This is a genomic window from Anaerofustis sp. (assembly GCF_019420015.1).
Lineage (GTDB): Bacteria > Bacillota > Clostridia > Eubacteriales > Anaerofustaceae > Anaerofustis.
Map to the genome: position 1 here is coordinate 1 of NZ_JAHZIA010000062.1, position 17,106 is coordinate 17,106.

General features: G+C 31.8%; 20 protein-coding genes. 7 read left to right on the forward strand and 13 right to left on the reverse strand.

The window, feature by feature from the left end; genetic code table 11:
- Positions 1-161: 161 nt before the first annotated feature.
- The 5 genes from QZ357_RS09445 to QZ357_RS09465 all read right to left on the reverse strand — a co-directional run bounded on the left by QZ357_RS09445 (position 162) and on the right by QZ357_RS09465 (position 3,621).
- Positions 162-308 (reverse strand): hypothetical protein, encoded by a 147-nt coding sequence (locus QZ357_RS09445; RefSeq protein WP_290776500.1) that lies wholly within the window; start codon positions 306-308, stop codon positions 162-164.
- A 149-nt stretch (positions 309-457) separates the two neighbouring features.
- On the reverse strand, positions 458-694 hold the full coding sequence (locus QZ357_RS09450; protein ID WP_290776502.1) for a hypothetical protein: 237 nt from the start codon (positions 692-694) through the stop codon (positions 458-460).
- Positions 695-819: 125 nt separating this feature from the next.
- Positions 820-1,869, reverse strand: coding sequence for a lysylphosphatidylglycerol synthase transmembrane domain-containing protein (locus QZ357_RS09455; protein ID WP_290776504.1), 1,050 nt, complete (start codon positions 1,867-1,869; stop codon positions 820-822).
- Positions 1,859-2,557, reverse strand: coding sequence for a polysaccharide deacetylase family protein (locus tag QZ357_RS09460; protein ID WP_290776505.1), 699 nt, complete (start codon positions 2,555-2,557; stop codon positions 1,859-1,861). Before QZ357_RS09460 ends, QZ357_RS09455 begins: the two co-directional genes overlap by 11 nt.
- Before the next feature lie 5 nt (positions 2,558-2,562).
- Positions 2,563-3,621 carry a glycosyltransferase gene (locus QZ357_RS09465; protein WP_290776508.1) on the reverse strand — a complete coding sequence of 353 codons (1,059 nt, stop codon included), beginning with the start codon at positions 3,619-3,621 and terminating at the stop codon, positions 2,563-2,565.
- 1,070 nt (positions 3,622-4,691) lie between these two features.
- Here QZ357_RS09465 and QZ357_RS09470 point away from each other — a divergent pair.
- Complete coding sequence (locus QZ357_RS09470; protein ID WP_290776510.1) at positions 4,692-5,162, forward strand: hypothetical protein; 471 nt, start codon at positions 4,692-4,694, stop codon at positions 5,160-5,162.
- A 76-nt stretch (positions 5,163-5,238) separates the two neighbouring features.
- Here the strand turns inward: QZ357_RS09470 and QZ357_RS09475 are convergent, their stop codons facing one another.
- Positions 5,239-6,120 carry a class II fructose-bisphosphate aldolase gene (locus QZ357_RS09475; RefSeq protein ID WP_290776513.1) on the reverse strand — a complete coding sequence of 294 codons (882 nt, stop codon included), beginning with the start codon at positions 6,118-6,120 and terminating at the stop codon, positions 5,239-5,241.
- A 379-nt stretch (positions 6,121-6,499) separates the two neighbouring features.
- On the opposite strand from QZ357_RS09475, the gene QZ357_RS09480 reads away from it, so the two are divergent.
- From QZ357_RS09480 to QZ357_RS09505, 6 genes are all read left to right on the forward strand, one after another.
- Positions 6,500-6,928 (forward strand): PTS sugar transporter subunit IIA, encoded by a 429-nt coding sequence (locus tag QZ357_RS09480; RefSeq protein ID WP_290776514.1) that lies wholly within the window; start codon positions 6,500-6,502, stop codon positions 6,926-6,928.
- 21 nt (positions 6,929-6,949) lie between these two features.
- On the forward strand, positions 6,950-7,435 hold the full coding sequence (locus QZ357_RS09485) for a PTS sugar transporter subunit IIB (protein WP_290776516.1): 486 nt from the start codon (positions 6,950-6,952) through the stop codon (positions 7,433-7,435).
- A gap of 39 nt (positions 7,436-7,474) precedes the next feature.
- Entirely contained in the window at positions 7,475-8,305 is an 831-nt protein-coding gene (locus QZ357_RS09490; protein WP_290776518.1) for a PTS sugar transporter subunit IIC, read from the forward strand.
- 2 nt (positions 8,306-8,307) lie between these two features.
- Complete coding sequence (locus QZ357_RS09495) at positions 8,308-9,186, forward strand: PTS system mannose/fructose/sorbose family transporter subunit IID (RefSeq protein ID WP_290776520.1); 879 nt, start codon at positions 8,308-8,310, stop codon at positions 9,184-9,186.
- Positions 9,187-9,307: 121 nt separating this feature from the next.
- Positions 9,308-10,357 (forward strand): alcohol dehydrogenase catalytic domain-containing protein, encoded by a 1,050-nt coding sequence (locus QZ357_RS09500; RefSeq protein ID WP_290776523.1) that lies wholly within the window; start codon positions 9,308-9,310, stop codon positions 10,355-10,357.
- 20 nt (positions 10,358-10,377) lie between these two features.
- Positions 10,378-11,127: a GntR family transcriptional regulator gene (locus QZ357_RS09505; protein WP_290776525.1), complete on the forward strand. Its 750-nt coding sequence runs from the start codon at positions 10,378-10,380 to the stop codon at positions 11,125-11,127.
- A gap of 42 nt (positions 11,128-11,169) precedes the next feature.
- On the opposite strand, the gene QZ357_RS09510 is transcribed toward QZ357_RS09505, so the two are convergent.
- The 7 genes from QZ357_RS09510 to QZ357_RS09540 form a co-directional block, all read right to left on the reverse strand.
- Complete coding sequence (locus QZ357_RS09510) at positions 11,170-12,291, reverse strand: glycerate kinase (RefSeq protein WP_290776528.1); 1,122 nt, start codon at positions 12,289-12,291, stop codon at positions 11,170-11,172.
- A 41-nt stretch (positions 12,292-12,332) separates the two neighbouring features.
- On the reverse strand, positions 12,333-12,689 hold the full coding sequence (locus tag QZ357_RS09515) for a zinc ribbon domain-containing protein (protein ID WP_290776531.1): 357 nt from the start codon (positions 12,687-12,689) through the stop codon (positions 12,333-12,335).
- A 103-nt stretch (positions 12,690-12,792) separates the two neighbouring features.
- On the reverse strand, positions 12,793-14,163 hold the full coding sequence (gene argH, locus QZ357_RS09520; RefSeq protein WP_290776533.1) for an argininosuccinate lyase: 1,371 nt from the start codon (positions 14,161-14,163) through the stop codon (positions 12,793-12,795).
- Positions 14,164-14,309: 146 nt separating this feature from the next.
- Entirely contained in the window at positions 14,310-14,918 is a 609-nt protein-coding gene (locus QZ357_RS09525; RefSeq protein ID WP_290776536.1) for a hypothetical protein, read from the reverse strand.
- A gap of 261 nt (positions 14,919-15,179) precedes the next feature.
- A complete protein-coding gene (locus tag QZ357_RS09530) occupies positions 15,180-15,635 on the reverse strand; it encodes a hypothetical protein (RefSeq protein ID WP_290776539.1) in 456 nt (151 codons plus the stop codon).
- 203 nt (positions 15,636-15,838) lie between these two features.
- Complete coding sequence (locus QZ357_RS09535) at positions 15,839-16,309, reverse strand: hypothetical protein (RefSeq protein WP_290776540.1); 471 nt, start codon at positions 16,307-16,309, stop codon at positions 15,839-15,841.
- Positions 16,310-16,463: 154 nt separating this feature from the next.
- Entirely contained in the window at positions 16,464-16,949 is a 486-nt protein-coding gene (locus tag QZ357_RS09540; RefSeq protein WP_290776543.1) for a hypothetical protein, read from the reverse strand.
- Between the last annotated feature and the right edge of the window lie 157 nt (positions 16,950-17,106).

Consider the following 17,106-nt stretch of genomic DNA (forward strand, 5'->3'; position numbering starts at 1 on the left):
CTTATGCTGATTTGCCCAGTAAGATTTTACAGGGATTCTTCTTCTCTCTATATCTTCCATAAATTACAATTTATCTATTTGCAATTATAACAAGAACAATAACCTCTATAAAGATAATTTAATAAAAAGATAATAAAAAGTAGCAGAGTTCATTTCTGCTACTATATCTTTACCGTCATATGTTGGTCACATATAAAATTCACAGTGATTGTTTCATCAGTATTAACAACCATATCTTCAACCGTTCTTTTTATTAAATCATAATCGTACTCAAGAATAGTTTTATCAAAATTTTCAAATCTAACCATAAATTCTTCTGATTCTTAACCATTCTCCTTTGAGAACAATAACAGGTATTGATTTATACTTATATCCACTGATTTCATAGACCTTAAGTTTTCGAATTCCACTATATGTAGCACTATTCTCTTTCTTTACTTGTTGCTCTAAAAATTGTCTATAAAACTTTTTTATTTGACTTATTGCTGTTTACACTTGTATATTCGGCATATTTCGCTCTCGGTGTTCTTTTCTTATGATAGACAGTTATTCTATTAGGTACATCAAATTGATTGCTAAAAAGGCTCCAAAATTGTCCTGTAGCATTTGATTTCAACTCGACACAGTTCTTTTCCTTTCTGACAATTGTAAAATAAGAATCATCAAATAGTTTATAGTCTCTTTTCTTTAGCATAAAATTTTCTTTCGCAATAAAACATTTTTACACCAACTTTTAATGTTTATCTATTATTTAGACACAAATCATATCAATATCTAACCAAAGGGTTATATTATATTTTATTCAAAACAAAGGAAACCTTAAACAGCGGGCTCCTTTGCTTTTTTATTTTCCCAATATTTAAACTGAAAGAATATTATACTCACTCCGGAAATGAGAACAAACAAATAAAAATTTATCCCCCTTGAAACCAGCATTCCTGCCTCAACCAGTGTCGTAGGGTAAATGAATTTAAACAAAGAGAGAAAACCTCCTTCGCTTACTCCGACTCCTCCCGGCAAAGGCAGTGCGGCAACTGAACTGTATAAAACAGCCTGAATTCCTATAACATCCGTTATTGAATATCCCTCAAGAGAAAAAGCTTTGTATACAAAAAACGTAACCGCATACATAAATATAAGCTGCATAAAAGTAATGAATATCGTCTTTATCAAAGCAACCTTATTTTTCTTAATGTACAGTGCACCCGCTCTGTATTCATTTAACTGTTCAGTTGCCTTAAGTTTAAATTTAAGAACATTTTTATATTTGCATTTTTCCAGTATTTTTACCACAATACCGACAGCCTTATTCATAAAATTTTCACAAAATAACGCACTTAATATAAAAATAAATCCTATCATATTTATACTTATTCCGAAAAACAAAAGATACTTTATATTCCCTATCTTTGAAGTAAAAAAGTCAAACTTCAAAAAGAATGCCAAAAGAGATATAAATATCGTATTTATCTGATAGCTCGCAAGCTCCGTCAACAAAGCCACCGCTCCGTGAGATATATCAATATTGTCTTTTTTCATATAATAAATCTGCATAGGCTGTCCTCCTGATGCAGAGGGTGTAACGGAACTGAAGAAAAAACCTATAAGAGCATATTTAACACCTTTAAAAAAACCGACATTGTATCCCAAAATATTCAAATTCCTGAATATATTTATACCTTCAAAACTTATAAACAATCCCATGCATATTACTGCAATTAATATATAATATGGGTTTACATTTCTGAAACTTTCTAACAGCATTTTTGCGCTGTTATCTTTTAAAAGAATATAGAAAGTTATAATTATCATCAAAGCAAAGAATACAGAGGATTTAAGTATTGTTCTGAAACGAGAATTATCTTTCATAAGTATCCTCCGCTTTCTTGAATTCATAACCCATGGCTATCCACTCAGGAATAAGCTCTTCAAGAGCCTGTATCATCTTTGCGGGAGCACAGTTCTCGCCTCTCCCGTCATGAAGACATACAGTACATCCGTCAAATACTCTCTTCTCCAATTTGCTTTTTATAATATCTTTACTGGTTTTCATCTCCCAATCTTCAGCCATAACATCCCACAAAAACACCTTTAATCCCAATGATTTCATTTTGCAAATCATACTCAGATTAAACTGTCCCCAAGGAGGTCTGAAATACTTCACATCCACACCAAGATTCCTTAACGCATTAATACCTCTTTCGAAGTTCACCGCCGTCTCTGAGGGAGACTGAATAAGTGCGCTTTTGTGTTTATACCAATGCAATCCAATCGTGTGCCCGTCATCTTTCATCAATTTTATTATATCCGGGTTATTTTCTACGTACTCTCCAAGAACAAAAAAAGTTCCTTTAATATCGTATTTTTTCAAAAGTTTCAAAAGCGTTGGAGTGTAGTTAGGGTCAGGACCGTCATCAAAGGTAAGATATATTACCTTTCTTTTGCTATTTTTGTTTCTCTTTATATATCTGTGTATCTTATAAAAATAAGTGGGTAAAATCCCGTAAGCCAAACAAAGAAAGATAATAACACAAACAACAATAAGCTTAGCTTCCATACTCATTACGCTCCGATTTTAACCTTTAAGAAGTCATTATTTACTTCCCTTTTGATTCTTTGCATATTTCTTTTCATTTGTTCAAGAGCATTTTCGTCGTCTATTAATTCACTTATCCCTTTTAATATATCTTCTTTCTTATTCCAGCTTATACGCCCTATATTGTTTTTTTGTATATATTTAGCATTCCCTACCTCCTGCATAAGGAAAGGATGTATTATATACATGGGAGTAAGAGTATGTATGGCTTCAAAGGTAGTCACTCCGCCCGACTTTGTAATTATAAGGTCTGAATCTTTCATATATTCATGAACTTTATCGGTAAAACCAACGACATTTATCATAGGGAATCTACTCTTTATTTTGTCGTACATCTCCCTGTTCTTTCCGCATATCAATGTTATGCATATATCTTTTTTACCGGTAAGCTCTTTTAAAATATTCTCTATTCCGGGTATTAATCCAAGTCCGCCTCCCATAATAAGCAACCGTTTATATTCTCTTTTATCACTCTTTAATTCATATTCCTTTTTAAAGTTCTGCTTTACGGGAATACCGCATATTTGAATTTTATTTTCGTCAACACCCTTTAAAATAAGCTCTTCTTTTGTCTCCTTGCTTGCAACCACATATATATCGGTTTCGTTCCCCAACCATTCATTATGCGCCGTCACATCGGTTATGTAAGTATAAAGAGGAATATCACTTCCCTTAGTGCTTTTATACATGGATATGTATTTTGACGATACAGGCATTGTTGAAATTATAATATCCGCATTATACTTTTCAATAAGATTATCTATCTTCTTTACAAGAACTTTTTTAAGCGGAATTTTTGTATCGTGATTTCCTGCAGTCTTGTTAAGAAGATTATAAAGCGATGCAAACTTGCTCGTCATCTGATTAAATCCCGAATATATGGTTTTAGACCAAGACGGGAACAAATACTCAATCACATCGACAACGTATCCCCTGTTATTTGTAAGTTCAACTTCTTCTTTGATGGCCTCGGCGGCGCTTAAATGCCCCATACCGAATTTTGCCGTTAAAATTAGTACATTCATTATCATTCCCTCTTTTTATATGTAATTAAAAATATGTTTTATAAAATATAACATATAAATAAAAGAAAATGCGGCATTTAATATAAATATTACTTATATTTAATAATTATTTAATAAATACAAAAAATATCGCAAAATTTATCCCCATATATATCCTTTAATGTAAGTACCAAAAAATAAAAAAAACTATAAAACACGCAAGCAACCATATATTAAGAATTCTTACTTTGTAAAACAATCCCTGTACGTTTTTTTGCAATACAATTACAATCAAGTTAAAACAGTAATTGCCATTATACAATATTTCAATAAAACACTTTTATCCGGCTTACCAAAAATTTACATACATACTTTTATTTATTATATGGATTAAAATCCTTTTCAACCCGAAAATTAATGTCCCATCCAAAACAACAAATAATAAGCCAAACAACTTTACGACCTTTATTTTGATTACGAAAATACCATAAAAGAAAAAATAACTTCTATTCGCAAACATTCAAAATAAAATCAAACATCAACTATTTCCAAGTATGTATTTCAAATAAAATACCCATTTAATGTTTACATATAAAAAAGCACCGGACAATTCGTCCGATGCTCTTAATAAGCTGCCTCACGCTCCCAACAACAAACCCAAATCAGCTTATTAGCACGATTTATTATTCTGATTAATTATTTATAAATTATTTGTCTTTCTATAATTATATTATCACTTTGCCCATGCAATATCAACCAGGAATTTACAAGAATTAATCTTACTTTTTCTTCCTATTATCATTGTTTACGAGTAAAAAACTTATTGCAGCCCGTAAATAAAGCTAGTATTTTTTAATACACATTTTGATATATATGCGATTATGTGGTATAATACCTTATATTTCTTCATTTTGAAGAAATATAAACTACTATAACAAAAAAGATTTAGTAATATAATGTAAGATAAATATATATTTTTTATCGATATTTGATAAAATTTTGTCTAAAATTTATCTAAAAAGCACAATTACCTTTATTTCCCCTTTCATTTAATTATAATAATTATTGATATTTACTAAGGAGTAATTTTAATGGATCAAAACAACGATATATTTTTGCCTTTTCAAGCACTGGGACTGACGGTAAAATGCCGTTGCTTTACAATTTTGAAAATGAGCTGTACTCTAAACAGTATCCATAATCCAAAGCACTACAAAAATATATGCTGCTATATGCTTGCACAAGAAGACGGTTTATACCTCATAAGTGACAATAATATTTACAATAAACACTTTATACCTTACTTCTGTGTTGATAAAATATATATCGTATTAAAAAAACACCTAAGGGATAAACACAATCATGCGGATTTAATTTCTTCATTAAAATTAATAAGAATAGATTCTCACGTAAAAGACAGATATCAGATTTTTACTTTGATGAATAATTCGGAGGATAAAAACCTAAATTTAAAGCTTCTTGAACAATCCGATATATTTGATTACTTAAACTACAAAATTCCGGAATACAAAATAAAATATATTGTTGATTATAATTGCTGATTAAATAAAGAAAACAAAAGTACCAAACACTTTTGTTTTCCAAAAAATATTTAACATAACAAACAATTTTTTTCTATTAAAGTATATTGCTGTAAAAAACTTTCATTGCATCTTTAACATTTTGTTTTATACCTTCATATGCATTCTCTACTATATCATGATAAAACAATTTATCAGAATCAGCATTATTAATATATTCCAAAACATTTTTTGCACCTGCTAAAGCAGAGTATGTATAATAATTTATTTTTGTTATTCCATTATTAATTGCAACTTTAAAATCTTCATCAGATACACCAGATCCGCCATGCATTACAAAAGGAATATCAATTTCATTTTTTATTAAAGTAATTCTGTTTAAATCAAGTTTAGGTTCTTTTAAATATACACCATGACTTGTTCCAAAGGAAATTGCTAAAGCATCAACTCCTGTTCCTAGAACAAACTCTTTTGCTTGAGTAGGATTAGTATAGCAATCATCTTCATTATCAAAATTATCTATTGTAACACTATCTCTGCCTTCTCCTCCTCCAACAGAAGAATTAAGCATATGACCTAATTCCGCTTCAACATCTACACCCACGGCATGAGCAATTTTTACAATTTCTTTTGTTTCATTAAAATTTTCTTCATAACTTTTTTCTGATGCATCATACATAACCGAAGAGAATCCCATTCTTATTGCCTTTACACAATAATCAAATGAAGCACCATGATCAAGATGAACACAAACAGGAACTTTTGCTCTTTTAGCATAATCTAACATTATTGGTCCAATCTCTTCTAGCGGTATTACATTTTCATGAACCTGTGCGTGCTGTACAATTACCGGAACATTTAATTCTTCCGCAGCACTAATTACAGCTTTTAATGTTTCTAAATTAGGAACATTAAAAGCACCTATCGCATATTTCTTTTCTTTTGCATCATTTAAAACTTCACTCATACTTACTAACATTTAATATACCTCCTTTTATGTTAAATAAGTTTTATATTTTTAAGAGCTCTTTAGATAACATAAACATTTAAAACAATATTTTTTCTAAATTTAATAATAATCTATATCTAATGATTATAAATATTAATAAACCATATCTACATTTCGAATTATAACAAATAGTAATATAAAAATCAAGGATTATATTTACCAATGGTAATATTTTATTTTAAAGAATATTGTATTTTCAATAACAATGGTAATATAATTTTATAAAAATTTAAAAAAAATAATTGCAATATAATAAATTTTAATATATAATACTAACCACAGGTAATATAAAAACCAAAGTAGCAGTACAAGTGTTACCGACTGTAACAAACAGAAAGGAGATGAACATATGATTGGTATAGTAGTTGCCACTCATGCACAACTGGGAAAGGGACTTTTAGACGCTATCGCCTTAATAGCGGGTAATCAACCTCAAACAAAAGCGATTGGTTTAGAACATGGTGATGGAATTGATGAATTTAAAGAAAAGGTTTTTTCTTCTATAGAAGAAATGGACACCGGGGATGGAGTTTTATGCTTTGTGGATTTTGTTGGAGGAACACCTGCAAACACAATGATGCAATACATGCAAGATCACGAATTACATTGCATAGTAGGTGCCAATTTATCAATGATATTGGAAGCTGTAATGGACAGAGACTATCTATCTTTACAAGAACTTGAAAAAGCATGTTTAAAAGCAGGACAGGAAAGCATTTCAACAATTCAGGAAATTTATGAACGAACAAAACAAAATGAAGATTGTGAAGAATTTTAATAAGAAAGGAAGTTAACAACAATGAAAATTGATGGAGTAGTTTTAGTTAGGATTGATGATCGTTTAATTCACGGACAAGTAATGACGTCATGGCTTAATTACACAGGAGCAAATAAAATTATGGTAATAGATGACGAAGTTGCAAATGATCCGTTCATGAAAAACGTCTTAAAAACTTGCGTTCCGGGGAATGTAAGAATAGCAACTTTCACCGTGGAAAAAGCTGCTAAAAGATTAAAAATGGAAAAAGCATTTACGGGAGATAAATGTATCATATTGGTTAAATTCCCAAAAACTTTATACGAACTTATGAAACAAGGCATTATATTTGATGAAATTAACATCGGAGGAATGGGTGTTAGAGGAGAGAGAAAAAAATTCTTCAGAAACATATCGGCATCAGACGAAGAAAAGAGAATGCTTAAAGAAATGGTTGATGCAGGTTCAAAAATACACGTAAGAATAATAGCGGAAGATTCTAAAACAGATATTTCAAAAATGCTATAAGAAATTATCATTAATAAATATTAAAAAGGAGGAAAAAAAATGGAAATTTCTTTATTTCAGGCCATACTTATCGGTATAGTATACTATCTAGGTAATATAGGTACACCTTGGCTTTCTTTATTGGGTAGTATATCTGTAGTTTACAAACCATTGGTAGCAGGTACATTAGTTGGATTTATTTTGGGCGACCCTGTTACAGGATGTATTATCGGTGCAGCAATAAACCTACCTTATGTAGCATTTATTTCTGCCGGAGGAACAGCACCTCAAGACCCGGGTCTAGCAGGAACAGTTGGAACAGCATGGGCAATGGCAGCAGGGGTTTCACCTGCGGCTGCAGTTACAATCGCACTTCCTTTGGGACTTTTAGGTACAATGATTTGGGTTGCACATATGACAATTGACGTTGCATTCGTACATATGGCTGATAAAGCAGCTGCAGAAGGTGATATAGACAAAATTTGTTTCTATCATGTTGTACCTCCGCAAATTTGTATGTTTTTATTATGCGTAATTCCGGCAACAATCGCAGTTTATTTCGGAGCCGATGCAGTTGCTGGTTTAATACAACAACTAACGGGTACACCTCTTCATGTTCTTGAAGTAATCGGTGGTCTACTTCCTGCAATTGGTATCGCAATGAACTTAAGATCTATAAGCAGACCTGGAACAATACTATTTTTCTTATTTGGTTTTGTATTAGTATCATACTCAAGTATTCCAGTTATCGCAATCGCGGTAATCGCAGCTGTAATAGCTTATTTCTATACAACAGTACTTTACAATAATAACAGTCAACCTTCTGTGATGGCAAACGGTTCTGTGCCCGAATCAGAAGTAATTATCGATGACGACGAGGAGGACTTTTAATTATGAACGAACAAAAAAATAATACCGTAGAATTAAAAGAAAACAACACATCTACTCCGCCGGCAGAAAAAAAACTAACTAAAAAAGATGTAAGAAAAGCATTCTGGAGATGGACATTCTTCTCACATGCAAACTATAACTACGAAAGACTTGAAGCAACCGGTTTAGTTCATGCATTTAAACATGTAATTAAAAAATTATACGGTGATGATGAAAAAGCATACAAAGATTGTATAAACAGGCATATGCAATTTTTCAACACAGAACCGCATATTGGGGGTGTAATCCCGGGAATTGTTCTTGCTATGGAAGAAGAAAGAGCAAACGGAGCAACAAATATTACAGATGAAGCAATCAATGGTGTTAAAACAGGTTTAATGGGTCCATTTGCAGGTATCGGAGATACTTTATGGCAAGGTACATTAACTCCTATCCTACTTGCATTTGGTATAAGTTTAGGTTCTCAAGGAAACTTGCTTGGTCCACTTGTATATACATTATTAATGTTTGGTATCATGTTCCCTGTAGCATATTTATGTTGGATGAAAGGTTATGAACTAGGTAAAGACGGAATCGCAAAAATCCTAGGTGGCGACCAAATGCAAAAACTTATCACAGGCGCATCAGCAATGGGTTCAATGGTTCTCGGCGCTTTAGCTTGTCAATTTGTTACAGTATCATCTCCGGCAATTATAAAACTCGGATCACTTACCATGAACCTTCAAACAGAAGTTTTTGATAAACTTTTTATCGGACTTCTACCATTATCAGTTACACTATTAACATTATGGCTCCTAAAGAACAAACAAATGAAAGCAACAACCGTTATGCTAATCTTAATCGTAATCGGTATTGTAGGCGGAGTTCTTGGTATATTATAAAAAAAACTACAAAAATTTCACAATCTAGTGTATAATTGGGTTAACATAATAAAATATAAATTAAGCCTTTATACACTAGAACGGAAATAAATTAATGACACTTTAAGGAAGCGAGGCTTAAATGAAAGAAAAACTAAAAGCAGTAGTATTCGGAGGGGTAAACGATGTTCATATCGAAGAATTCGATATCCCTCAAATAGCAGACGACGAAGTACTCATAAAAATAGATGCTTGCGCAATATGCACCTGGGAGCAAAGAGTTTACACAGGTGTAAAAAAAGTCAATTATCCATTCGTAGGCGGACATGAAGCAGTTGGAGAAATAATTCAAATGGGTAAAAACATAAATAAACTTCAATGGCATCTACATGACAAAGTATCAATCGGACTAACAGGACCATGTAACAATTGCTATCAATGCAAATCAGGAAACGAACAAAACTGTGAAAATTATAAACATGATGCACCTATCAGAGGACTACCTTATAAAGGAATGGGCGGACTTTGTTCTCACATGATAGTCAAAGAAAAAAATATTTTTAAATTAGATAATAAGGTAAAATCCACACATGCAACAATAACAGAACCTTTATCGTGTGTTATTCACAGCGTAGAAACGGCAGATATTCAATTTGCGGATACAGTTGTTGTTATAGGATGTGGCATAATGGGACTACTACATACTATACTGGCATGTAAAAAAGGTGCAATGGTAATTGTTTCTGACACAAATGAAGAACGTACCGAACTGGCTTTAAAATTAGGTGCAAAATATAAAATAAATCCTCAAAAAGAAAATTTAAAGGAACGCGTACGAGAAATAACAAACAATACCATGGCGCAAGTAGTTTTCGACACAACACCAATATCTGCAGTTGTACAAGATGCAACAAGTGTAGCCGGAAACAATGCAAGAATAGTTCTATACAGTTCTTTCTACCCTGATACTCCGGTAGAAATAAGCCCTGATTGGTTACATAAAGGAGCGATTAGATTGATGGGAACTGCAAATTCAAATACAGCGGACTTTACAAAAGCTTCAAGAATGATTTCACAAGGAATAGTGAATATGGAACCTTTTATAAGCGAAGTATATCCACTTGATAAGGTAAAAGAAGCGTTTGAATCTGCAATTAAAGGAGACAAATTCAGAGTCGTTGTAACTTTTTAATAAATTAGGTGGTGTAAACTATGGATGAAAAAACAAAAGACAATAAATATTTATATTTAAGTATTAAAGATAGAATCATAAACGATTATGAGTTAAAACCATACTTTACACCTCTAAAAAGCGAAAGAGAATTTTGTAAAGAATACAATGTAAGCAGACCCACAGTAAGAAAAGCATTCGAAATACTCGAAAAACACGGAATCATAAAAAAAATAAACAGAAAGGGTGCTGTTTATCTGGGAAAAGAGAATTTTATAGAAAACTTTTCAGACGATGAAAACAATGCAATGATTTCTTTTTATGAAAATGTAAAATTACATGGAAATTATACAAAAAGCAAAGTATTAAGGCAAAGCATAGAACCCGCCGTTTCCCATATTGCAGCCGCTCTTAATATAAAAGAAAACGACTTGGTTTTTCACTTGGAAAGACTCAGAGAAATAAACGGAGAAGTGTATTCATTGGCAGATGCATATATACCTTACGAGCTATGCCCTGAACTTTTGGAAAAAGATTTTACGACAACATCTTTATACAATACATTGGAACAGTACGGAATATATATATACAAATCAAATAGAATAATACAAATAAAAGAAGCGACTAAATACGAAGCACTTCATTTAAACGTCAAAGAAAGAGATTATTTAACTGTAACACAGGGAATAGCAAAAGACGAGCACAACAAAATAATAGAATACACAATAACAAGAGCAGAAGCAAAAAAAATGAGAATAGAAGCAACTATATATAATGAAAGACAAAAATAATCTCCAAATAAAAAAGACAGTCCCCTGTCTTTTTTATTTGAATCAAAGCATAATCCCAAATACCTGCTTTGCGGTGTTTTTAAGATTTCTGTAAGCGGTATCTCTCTGTGTTAACTCCTCCTGTTCCATCGGCTTATGTATGATTGAAAAATACCCGTCCACAAAATCACTCTCAAGCTTATCCTCGCTTTCGACACTTCCACAAAGCAAAACAGTCTTCACACCGCATTCTTTAGCCATAGCACATAAACTCACAGCTGCCTTACCCATAAAAGACTGTCTGTCAAACTTACCTTCTCCCGTAACCAAAACATCACAGATTTCAAGCTCTTTTTTAATATCCGAATACTCTATAACAGCATCTACGCCGGAAATAATCTTACCGCCAAGAAACGCCATAAAAGCAAAACCGATTCCTCCGGCGGCTCCTGCACCTTCTTTGTTGCTATAATCTATACCGAATTTATCATAAGTCTCTTTTGCAAGTCTCTTTAAACTGTAATCCAAATCAAATGCCATTTTTTCATCAGCTCCTTTTTGAATGGAATATACCATACTTGCACCGTTTTCGCCGCAAAGAGGATTTTTAACATCAGAAGCAACTATAAAATTACAATCTTTTAACTCTTTCATTGCCCTGCTTTCATCGATATAATTAAGCCTGTTAAGCTTTCCTCCGCCTGCGGGAATAAGGTTGTTAAATTCATCATAAAATCTATAGCCTAAGGCTTTTAACATACCACATCCACCGTCATTTGTGGCGCTGCCTCCGATAAATACGACAAAGCTTCTTATTCCTCTGTGAATAGCGTCTCTTATCATTTCTCCAACGCCAAAAGAAGAAGTAACCATAGGGTCTCTTTTGCTTTCGGGTATCAATTCCAGTCCCGAACATTTTGCCATTTCTATAAAAGCTTTTCCGTCTTTTATCACATAATAACTGTCAATTATCTCTCCCAAGGGATTATGAACCTTTAAATCTATTCTTCTTCCATCTATATCTTCCATAACAGACTCAATACTGCCCTCTCCCCCGTCGGCAAAAGTTTTAACAACCACATCTGTATTTTCGTCTACACTGAGTATCCCTTCTTTAACGGCATTTCCTGCTTCAAGAGAAGACAAACTTCCCTTAAAGGAATCCATTGCAACCAGTATTTTCATAACTTATTCTCCGTATAAAAATTTTATATAATAATCTTTTTTTAATTGTCAAGTTCTTTTATAATTTTCCTCTTTTGTATATATCTTACTATACCAAAAATAATATATAAAAACAAAGACGGTAATATCAATAACATCCCTATAATTCCTATAAACTCTATAATATCATAATCGGAATCAATAGCAAAAAACATAGTCAGAAATGAAATTGAAAATACCATACCTGAAATATTTTGAATTTTCTTATATCTGATATACCGTTTATTTAATAATACATCTGCATATTTAATATTATGGTAGTTTTTATTTATTACCTTTCTTTCCTTTAAAGGAAATCCGCACTCACTGCAACAATCATTTCTCCTGTTATTATCATAACCACATTTTGGGCAAATCATTTTATTACCTCAAACACAAATATTATATTTTATATAATTATAAATCAAAATCAAGAACTTTTCCATAATATCAAAAATAAAAAAGACAACATTAAGTTGTCTTTTATTTTATTTCATCAAGTATTTTTTCTATATATTTTTTAACAATATCTTCTTTTGGCGACGCAGTCATATTCTTTTTGTTTATTCCCGTTGTAACATGAAGCACTTCATATATGTCATCTTCAAAAAGTTCGTTTTGTTCCCTAAATTCGTCTAAAGTTAAATCCTGAAGGAATTTATTCTCTCTTACGCATTTGCCTACCAAGTTGCCAACGACAAAATGCGCATCTCTGAAAGGACAGCCTTTTTTTACCAAATATTCCGCAACATCCGTCGCATTCATAAAACTGTTTACACAAGCTTCTTTTAATACATCTTTATTTACGGTAATGGTATCAATCATTCCCGTAAATATACTAAGGCATTGTTTTACGGTGTTTACACTGTCAAAAGTTGATTCTTTGTCTTCCTGCATATCTTTGTTGTAAGCAAGAGGAAGCCCTTTCATAACCGTTAACATCGCCATTAAATTACCGTAAACCCTGCCGGTCTTACCTCTTATAAGCTCTGCAACATCGGGATTTTTCTTTTGAGGCATCATTGACGAGCCCGTTGAATATTTATCCGAAACGGTAATAAACTTAAATTCATCACTTGCCCAATAAATTATCTCTTCACTGAAACGGGACAAATGCATCATTATTATGGATAAATCATTTAAAAGCTCAATTACATAATCCCTGTCGGATACAGTATCAAGAGAATTTAAGGTTATACCGTCAAAATCAAGAAGCTCAGCCACATAATCTCTGTCAATATCAAATGTAGAACAAGCAAGAGCTCCCGCACCGAGAGGCATAACATTTGTTCTTTTATATGTATCCTTAAGTCTATCCATATCTCTTCTAAACATCTCTACATAAGCGCATAAATGATGTGCAAAAGTAACCGTTTGAGCTCTTTGCATATGTGTATATCCCGGCATTATGGTCTTTGTGTTATCTTTCGCAATTTCAAGAAGCGTAAAAATAAGATTTTTCAAAAGTCCCATAACTTCCGTTATTTCAGCTTTAACATACATTTTCATGTCGAGAGCCACTTGATCGTTACGACTTCTGCAAGTGTGAATTCTTTTCGCACTGTCTCCTATTCTGTCGGTTAAGATACTCTCCACTGCCATATGTATGTCTTCATATTCCTCATTAAAAGTAACTTTTCCTTCATCTATATCTCTCATAAGATTTTCAAGAGCTTCAACCAAAGCCTCCATATCTTCCTTTGTTATAATCCCCTGTTTCGATAACATCTTTACATGTGCGATACTTCCTTTTATATCGTATTTATATAAGACTTTATCAAAATGAAGAGAATTATTGAATATATCAACTTCTTTTGCATTTTGTTCCGCAAATCTTCCGGCCCACATTTTCATAACAATTACTCCTACAATATTATAAAATATTTCTGTTTTCTTTTTATTTTGCTTTTATACAATAACATATTATTCATATGTTGACAATAACTATTCCTTAAAATAAACATCAAATAAAACACCGACAAAAATTTAAATCAACGAATTTAAATAACTTCAACCTTCCCCATAAATATCAAAGCCTCGCTTTTTTCTTTTTTAAAATATCTACAGGCAATAAAACATCCCTTCTTTAAATTTTCGTCATAAACCGAGTCCTTTAACATAGAAAAAATATATATACCTTCTTTTTCTATATAGTCAAAAGACTTAACCCAAATTTTTTCCACATATCCCTCTTTATACGGAATCACAACTTCGGCTTCATCCGGGAAAATCCGGCTTCTAAGAGAGTCTATTTCTTTTCTTTCTCTTACCTTATAAATGGTTTTGTTTTCATCGCTTAATTTCAAATGATTTTCTGCCTGGGAAGAATCAATATCCGAGAACTCCTCCAATATCTCTATTTCCAAATCTTCAATCAAATCATAAGACGCCAGAACAACCCTGTCGTTAATGTACCTATCCGGGTTTTCTTCTTCCCCATTACCGATAATTCTCATGGTTATACCCCTCTTATCGTCAATATATAAATACCCAACAAAAGGAAACTCGATATCTTCCAATCCAAGCTTTAACAAAAACTCTTCTTTCCCATTATTTACCTTTACAAATTTTCTTTCATATTCTCTGTAACCATAATCACGTAATTTCATTTTAACTCCGCTTATATAAAAATTTTTATACTTATTCCACACAAATCTTTTATCCGATAAATCAATTTATAAAATCAAGAACAGTATAAATCATACCCTCAAAATAACAATACTACGTTTTATATTATACGCAAAGACACAAAAAGTCAAAGTACATTTTAAGTCTTTTAAAATTCACAAACAAAATATCTGTAACCGATATAAAAAACAAATTGAGCAAAACAAAAAAAGAGGCTAACACCTCTTTTTATAAATAATATATTAATTATTTTCATTCGATTCTTTTTCTTCGTCCGATTCACTCTCAACAACATTTTCAACAATATCATTTGAATCTTCCGTTTCAAGAACATCTTCATCGTTTTCGCTTTTTTGAATATCTTCAACTTCTTCATCTTTTATCGATTCGTATACAATACTTCCTTCGTCAGCAATCAAAACTTCCTCTTCCTCTGTTTTTTCACTTAAAAGATTATTGATGCCAAGTAAAATCAATCCTATACCTGCAAATATAAACAAAGGTTCAATAACAGTCGGTACTACCTGAGAAGGAATTAAATATTTTAACACCTCACCCAGTGCATAGCCCTGAGACGTATATGCCGAAATCGTACTTATAAAAGAATATAACCCGATTAATGCATCTATAACCGCAACAACAAAGAATACGATTGAAAAGATTTTGAATATTTTATTGTCTTTCTTTTTTGTTTTCATAAATAAACTCTCTTTCTTTATAATTTTATATGAACGAACTATATTTTAACAACTTTTATGTGCAATAAAAAGAGAAAAATAAAAAAACACAAAATTTTCAAACGATATTCACTTCTTCTTGTTTCGATTATCTTTTAATTATCTTTTATCCCTCATACAAGTGTAATTTTATGTAAAAAAAGAGAAGCAAACTTTCTCTTTTTTTAATCATCTATCCCAAACAACATCTCAAGCTTATCTTCATATTTATCCAAATCTCTTTCAAGCTTATCAACAATCTTTTCTTTTTTACTGTATTCTTCTCTAGAGATTTTGTCCTCTCTGTACAAAATTTCCAAATTGTCATCCAGAACATCAATTTTATTTTCAAGCTCTTCAAGTTCAATGTTTAATTCATGATAAATTTCTTTTGCTTTTTTATCCTCTTTCGGAACTTTTACAGAGTTAAGATTTTTACCGAAATCTTTAACTTCATTTTGAGCATCTTTTAAATTATTAATACTTTTTATACGTGAGTCTTCATTTGTACTCTTTATCGACTCATTTTTACTTTCCGCTCTGTCAGTGGCTTTTGTATCGGTTTCACTGGGTGTAGTGTTGTCCATACCGCCACATCCGAAAAGCCCCAAAGCAATAAAAGAACATAATACCAAACTTAAAATTTTTCTCTTCATAAATATTTACCCCTTTTTTATTCTTTGCCGTATATAAAAAAATATGCAGAAATATTCAAATAAACAGGAATACTTATATTTTAAACATCCATTAATTTTTATAATTTTTTTTATAAAATATATAAAAAAGAGGAGTACTTCTCCTCTTTTTAAATTAATCGTCAATACCGTAAATATATTCTATTTTATCTTCAAAATATCCCAAATCGTCATCCAGCATATCCAACTTTTTCTCTATACTGCGGTAATCGTTCTTGCATAAACTCCCCTCTCTAAACAACAACTCCATATCGTCATCGTACATATCTATTTCAGTTTCCACTTTCTTTATCTTTGAAGACAACTTTGAATACTTATCTATATTGTCACTTCTGCTGCTTCCGGCTTTTGCCTTGTCAACCGATTTTCCTATGTCTTTTACCTCTTTTTCAAAATCTGTGATTTTTTTACCAATTTCATCCAAATCTTCGGTAGATTTACAGTTTTGCCCTTTATTGCCTCCGCCTACATTCGCCGATTCTTTATTCGAAGGGTTTCCGCCTCCTTGTTGGTCATCTCCGACATTAATATTAATACTACACCCGGCAAAAGTAATTACAGTAAGAGCAACCGTCAAAAAAACAATAACTTTTTTCATCATAACATATTCCTCCTTAAATTAACTATAATCAATAAAGCGGAAATTCAGATGTCAAATTTTTAACCCCTTCTCTTATATAATCAGATTTATTTTCATAATCCGTTGCCGCCAAGTAAATAAACTCCGCTATTTTTTTCATTTCTTTTTCCTTAAATCC

Excerpts from the sequence above, each read along its gene's own strand:
- QZ357_RS09535 (WP_290776540.1), bottom strand. The coding sequence starts at position 16,309 with ATGAAGAGAAAAATTTTAAGTTTGGTATTATGTTCTTTTATTGCTTTG.
- QZ357_RS09465 (WP_290776508.1), bottom strand. The coding sequence starts at position 3,621 with ATGAATGTACTAATTTTAACGGCAAAATTCGGTATGGGGCATTTAAGC.
- argH (WP_290776533.1), bottom strand. The coding sequence starts at position 14,163 with ATGAAAATGTGGGCCGGAAGATTTGCGGAACAAAATGCAAAAGAAGTT.
- QZ357_RS09460 (WP_290776505.1), bottom strand. The coding sequence starts at position 2,557 with ATGGAAGCTAAGCTTATTGTTGTTTGTGTTATTATCTTTCTTTGTTTG.
- QZ357_RS09450 (WP_290776502.1), bottom strand. The coding sequence starts at position 694 with ATGCTAAAGAAAAGAGACTATAAACTATTTGATGATTCTTATTTTACA.
- QZ357_RS09510 (WP_290776528.1), bottom strand. The coding sequence starts at position 12,291 with ATGAAAATACTGGTTGCAATGGATTCCTTTAAGGGAAGTTTGTCTTCT.
- QZ357_RS09525 (WP_290776536.1), bottom strand. The coding sequence starts at position 14,918 with ATGAAATTACGTGATTATGGTTACAGAGAATATGAAAGAAAATTTGTA.
- QZ357_RS09500 (WP_290776523.1), top strand. The coding sequence starts at position 9,308 with ATGAAAGAAAAACTAAAAGCAGTAGTATTCGGAGGGGTAAACGATGTT.
- QZ357_RS09485 (WP_290776516.1), top strand. The coding sequence starts at position 6,950 with ATGAAAATTGATGGAGTAGTTTTAGTTAGGATTGATGATCGTTTAATT.
- QZ357_RS09530 (WP_290776539.1), bottom strand. The coding sequence starts at position 15,635 with ATGAAAACAAAAAAGAAAGACAATAAAATATTCAAAATCTTTTCAATC.
- QZ357_RS09515 (WP_290776531.1), bottom strand. The coding sequence starts at position 12,689 with ATGATTTGCCCAAAATGTGGTTATGATAATAACAGGAGAAATGATTGT.
- QZ357_RS09455 (WP_290776504.1), bottom strand. The coding sequence starts at position 1,869 with ATGAAAGATAATTCTCGTTTCAGAACAATACTTAAATCCTCTGTATTC.
- QZ357_RS09445 (WP_290776500.1), bottom strand. The coding sequence starts at position 308 with ATGGTTAGATTTGAAAATTTTGATAAAACTATTCTTGAGTACGATTAT.
- QZ357_RS09540 (WP_290776543.1), bottom strand. The coding sequence starts at position 16,949 with ATGATGAAAAAAGTTATTGTTTTTTTGACGGTTGCTCTTACTGTAATT.
- QZ357_RS09475 (WP_290776513.1), bottom strand. The coding sequence starts at position 6,120 with ATGTTAGTAAGTATGAGTGAAGTTTTAAATGATGCAAAAGAAAAGAAA.
- QZ357_RS09490 (WP_290776518.1), top strand. The coding sequence starts at position 7,475 with ATGGAAATTTCTTTATTTCAGGCCATACTTATCGGTATAGTATACTAT.
- QZ357_RS09505 (WP_290776525.1), top strand. The coding sequence starts at position 10,378 with ATGGATGAAAAAACAAAAGACAATAAATATTTATATTTAAGTATTAAA.
- QZ357_RS09470 (WP_290776510.1), top strand. The coding sequence starts at position 4,692 with ATGGATCAAAACAACGATATATTTTTGCCTTTTCAAGCACTGGGACTG.
- QZ357_RS09495 (WP_290776520.1), top strand. The coding sequence starts at position 8,308 with ATGAACGAACAAAAAAATAATACCGTAGAATTAAAAGAAAACAACACA.
- QZ357_RS09480 (WP_290776514.1), top strand. The coding sequence starts at position 6,500 with ATGATTGGTATAGTAGTTGCCACTCATGCACAACTGGGAAAGGGACTT.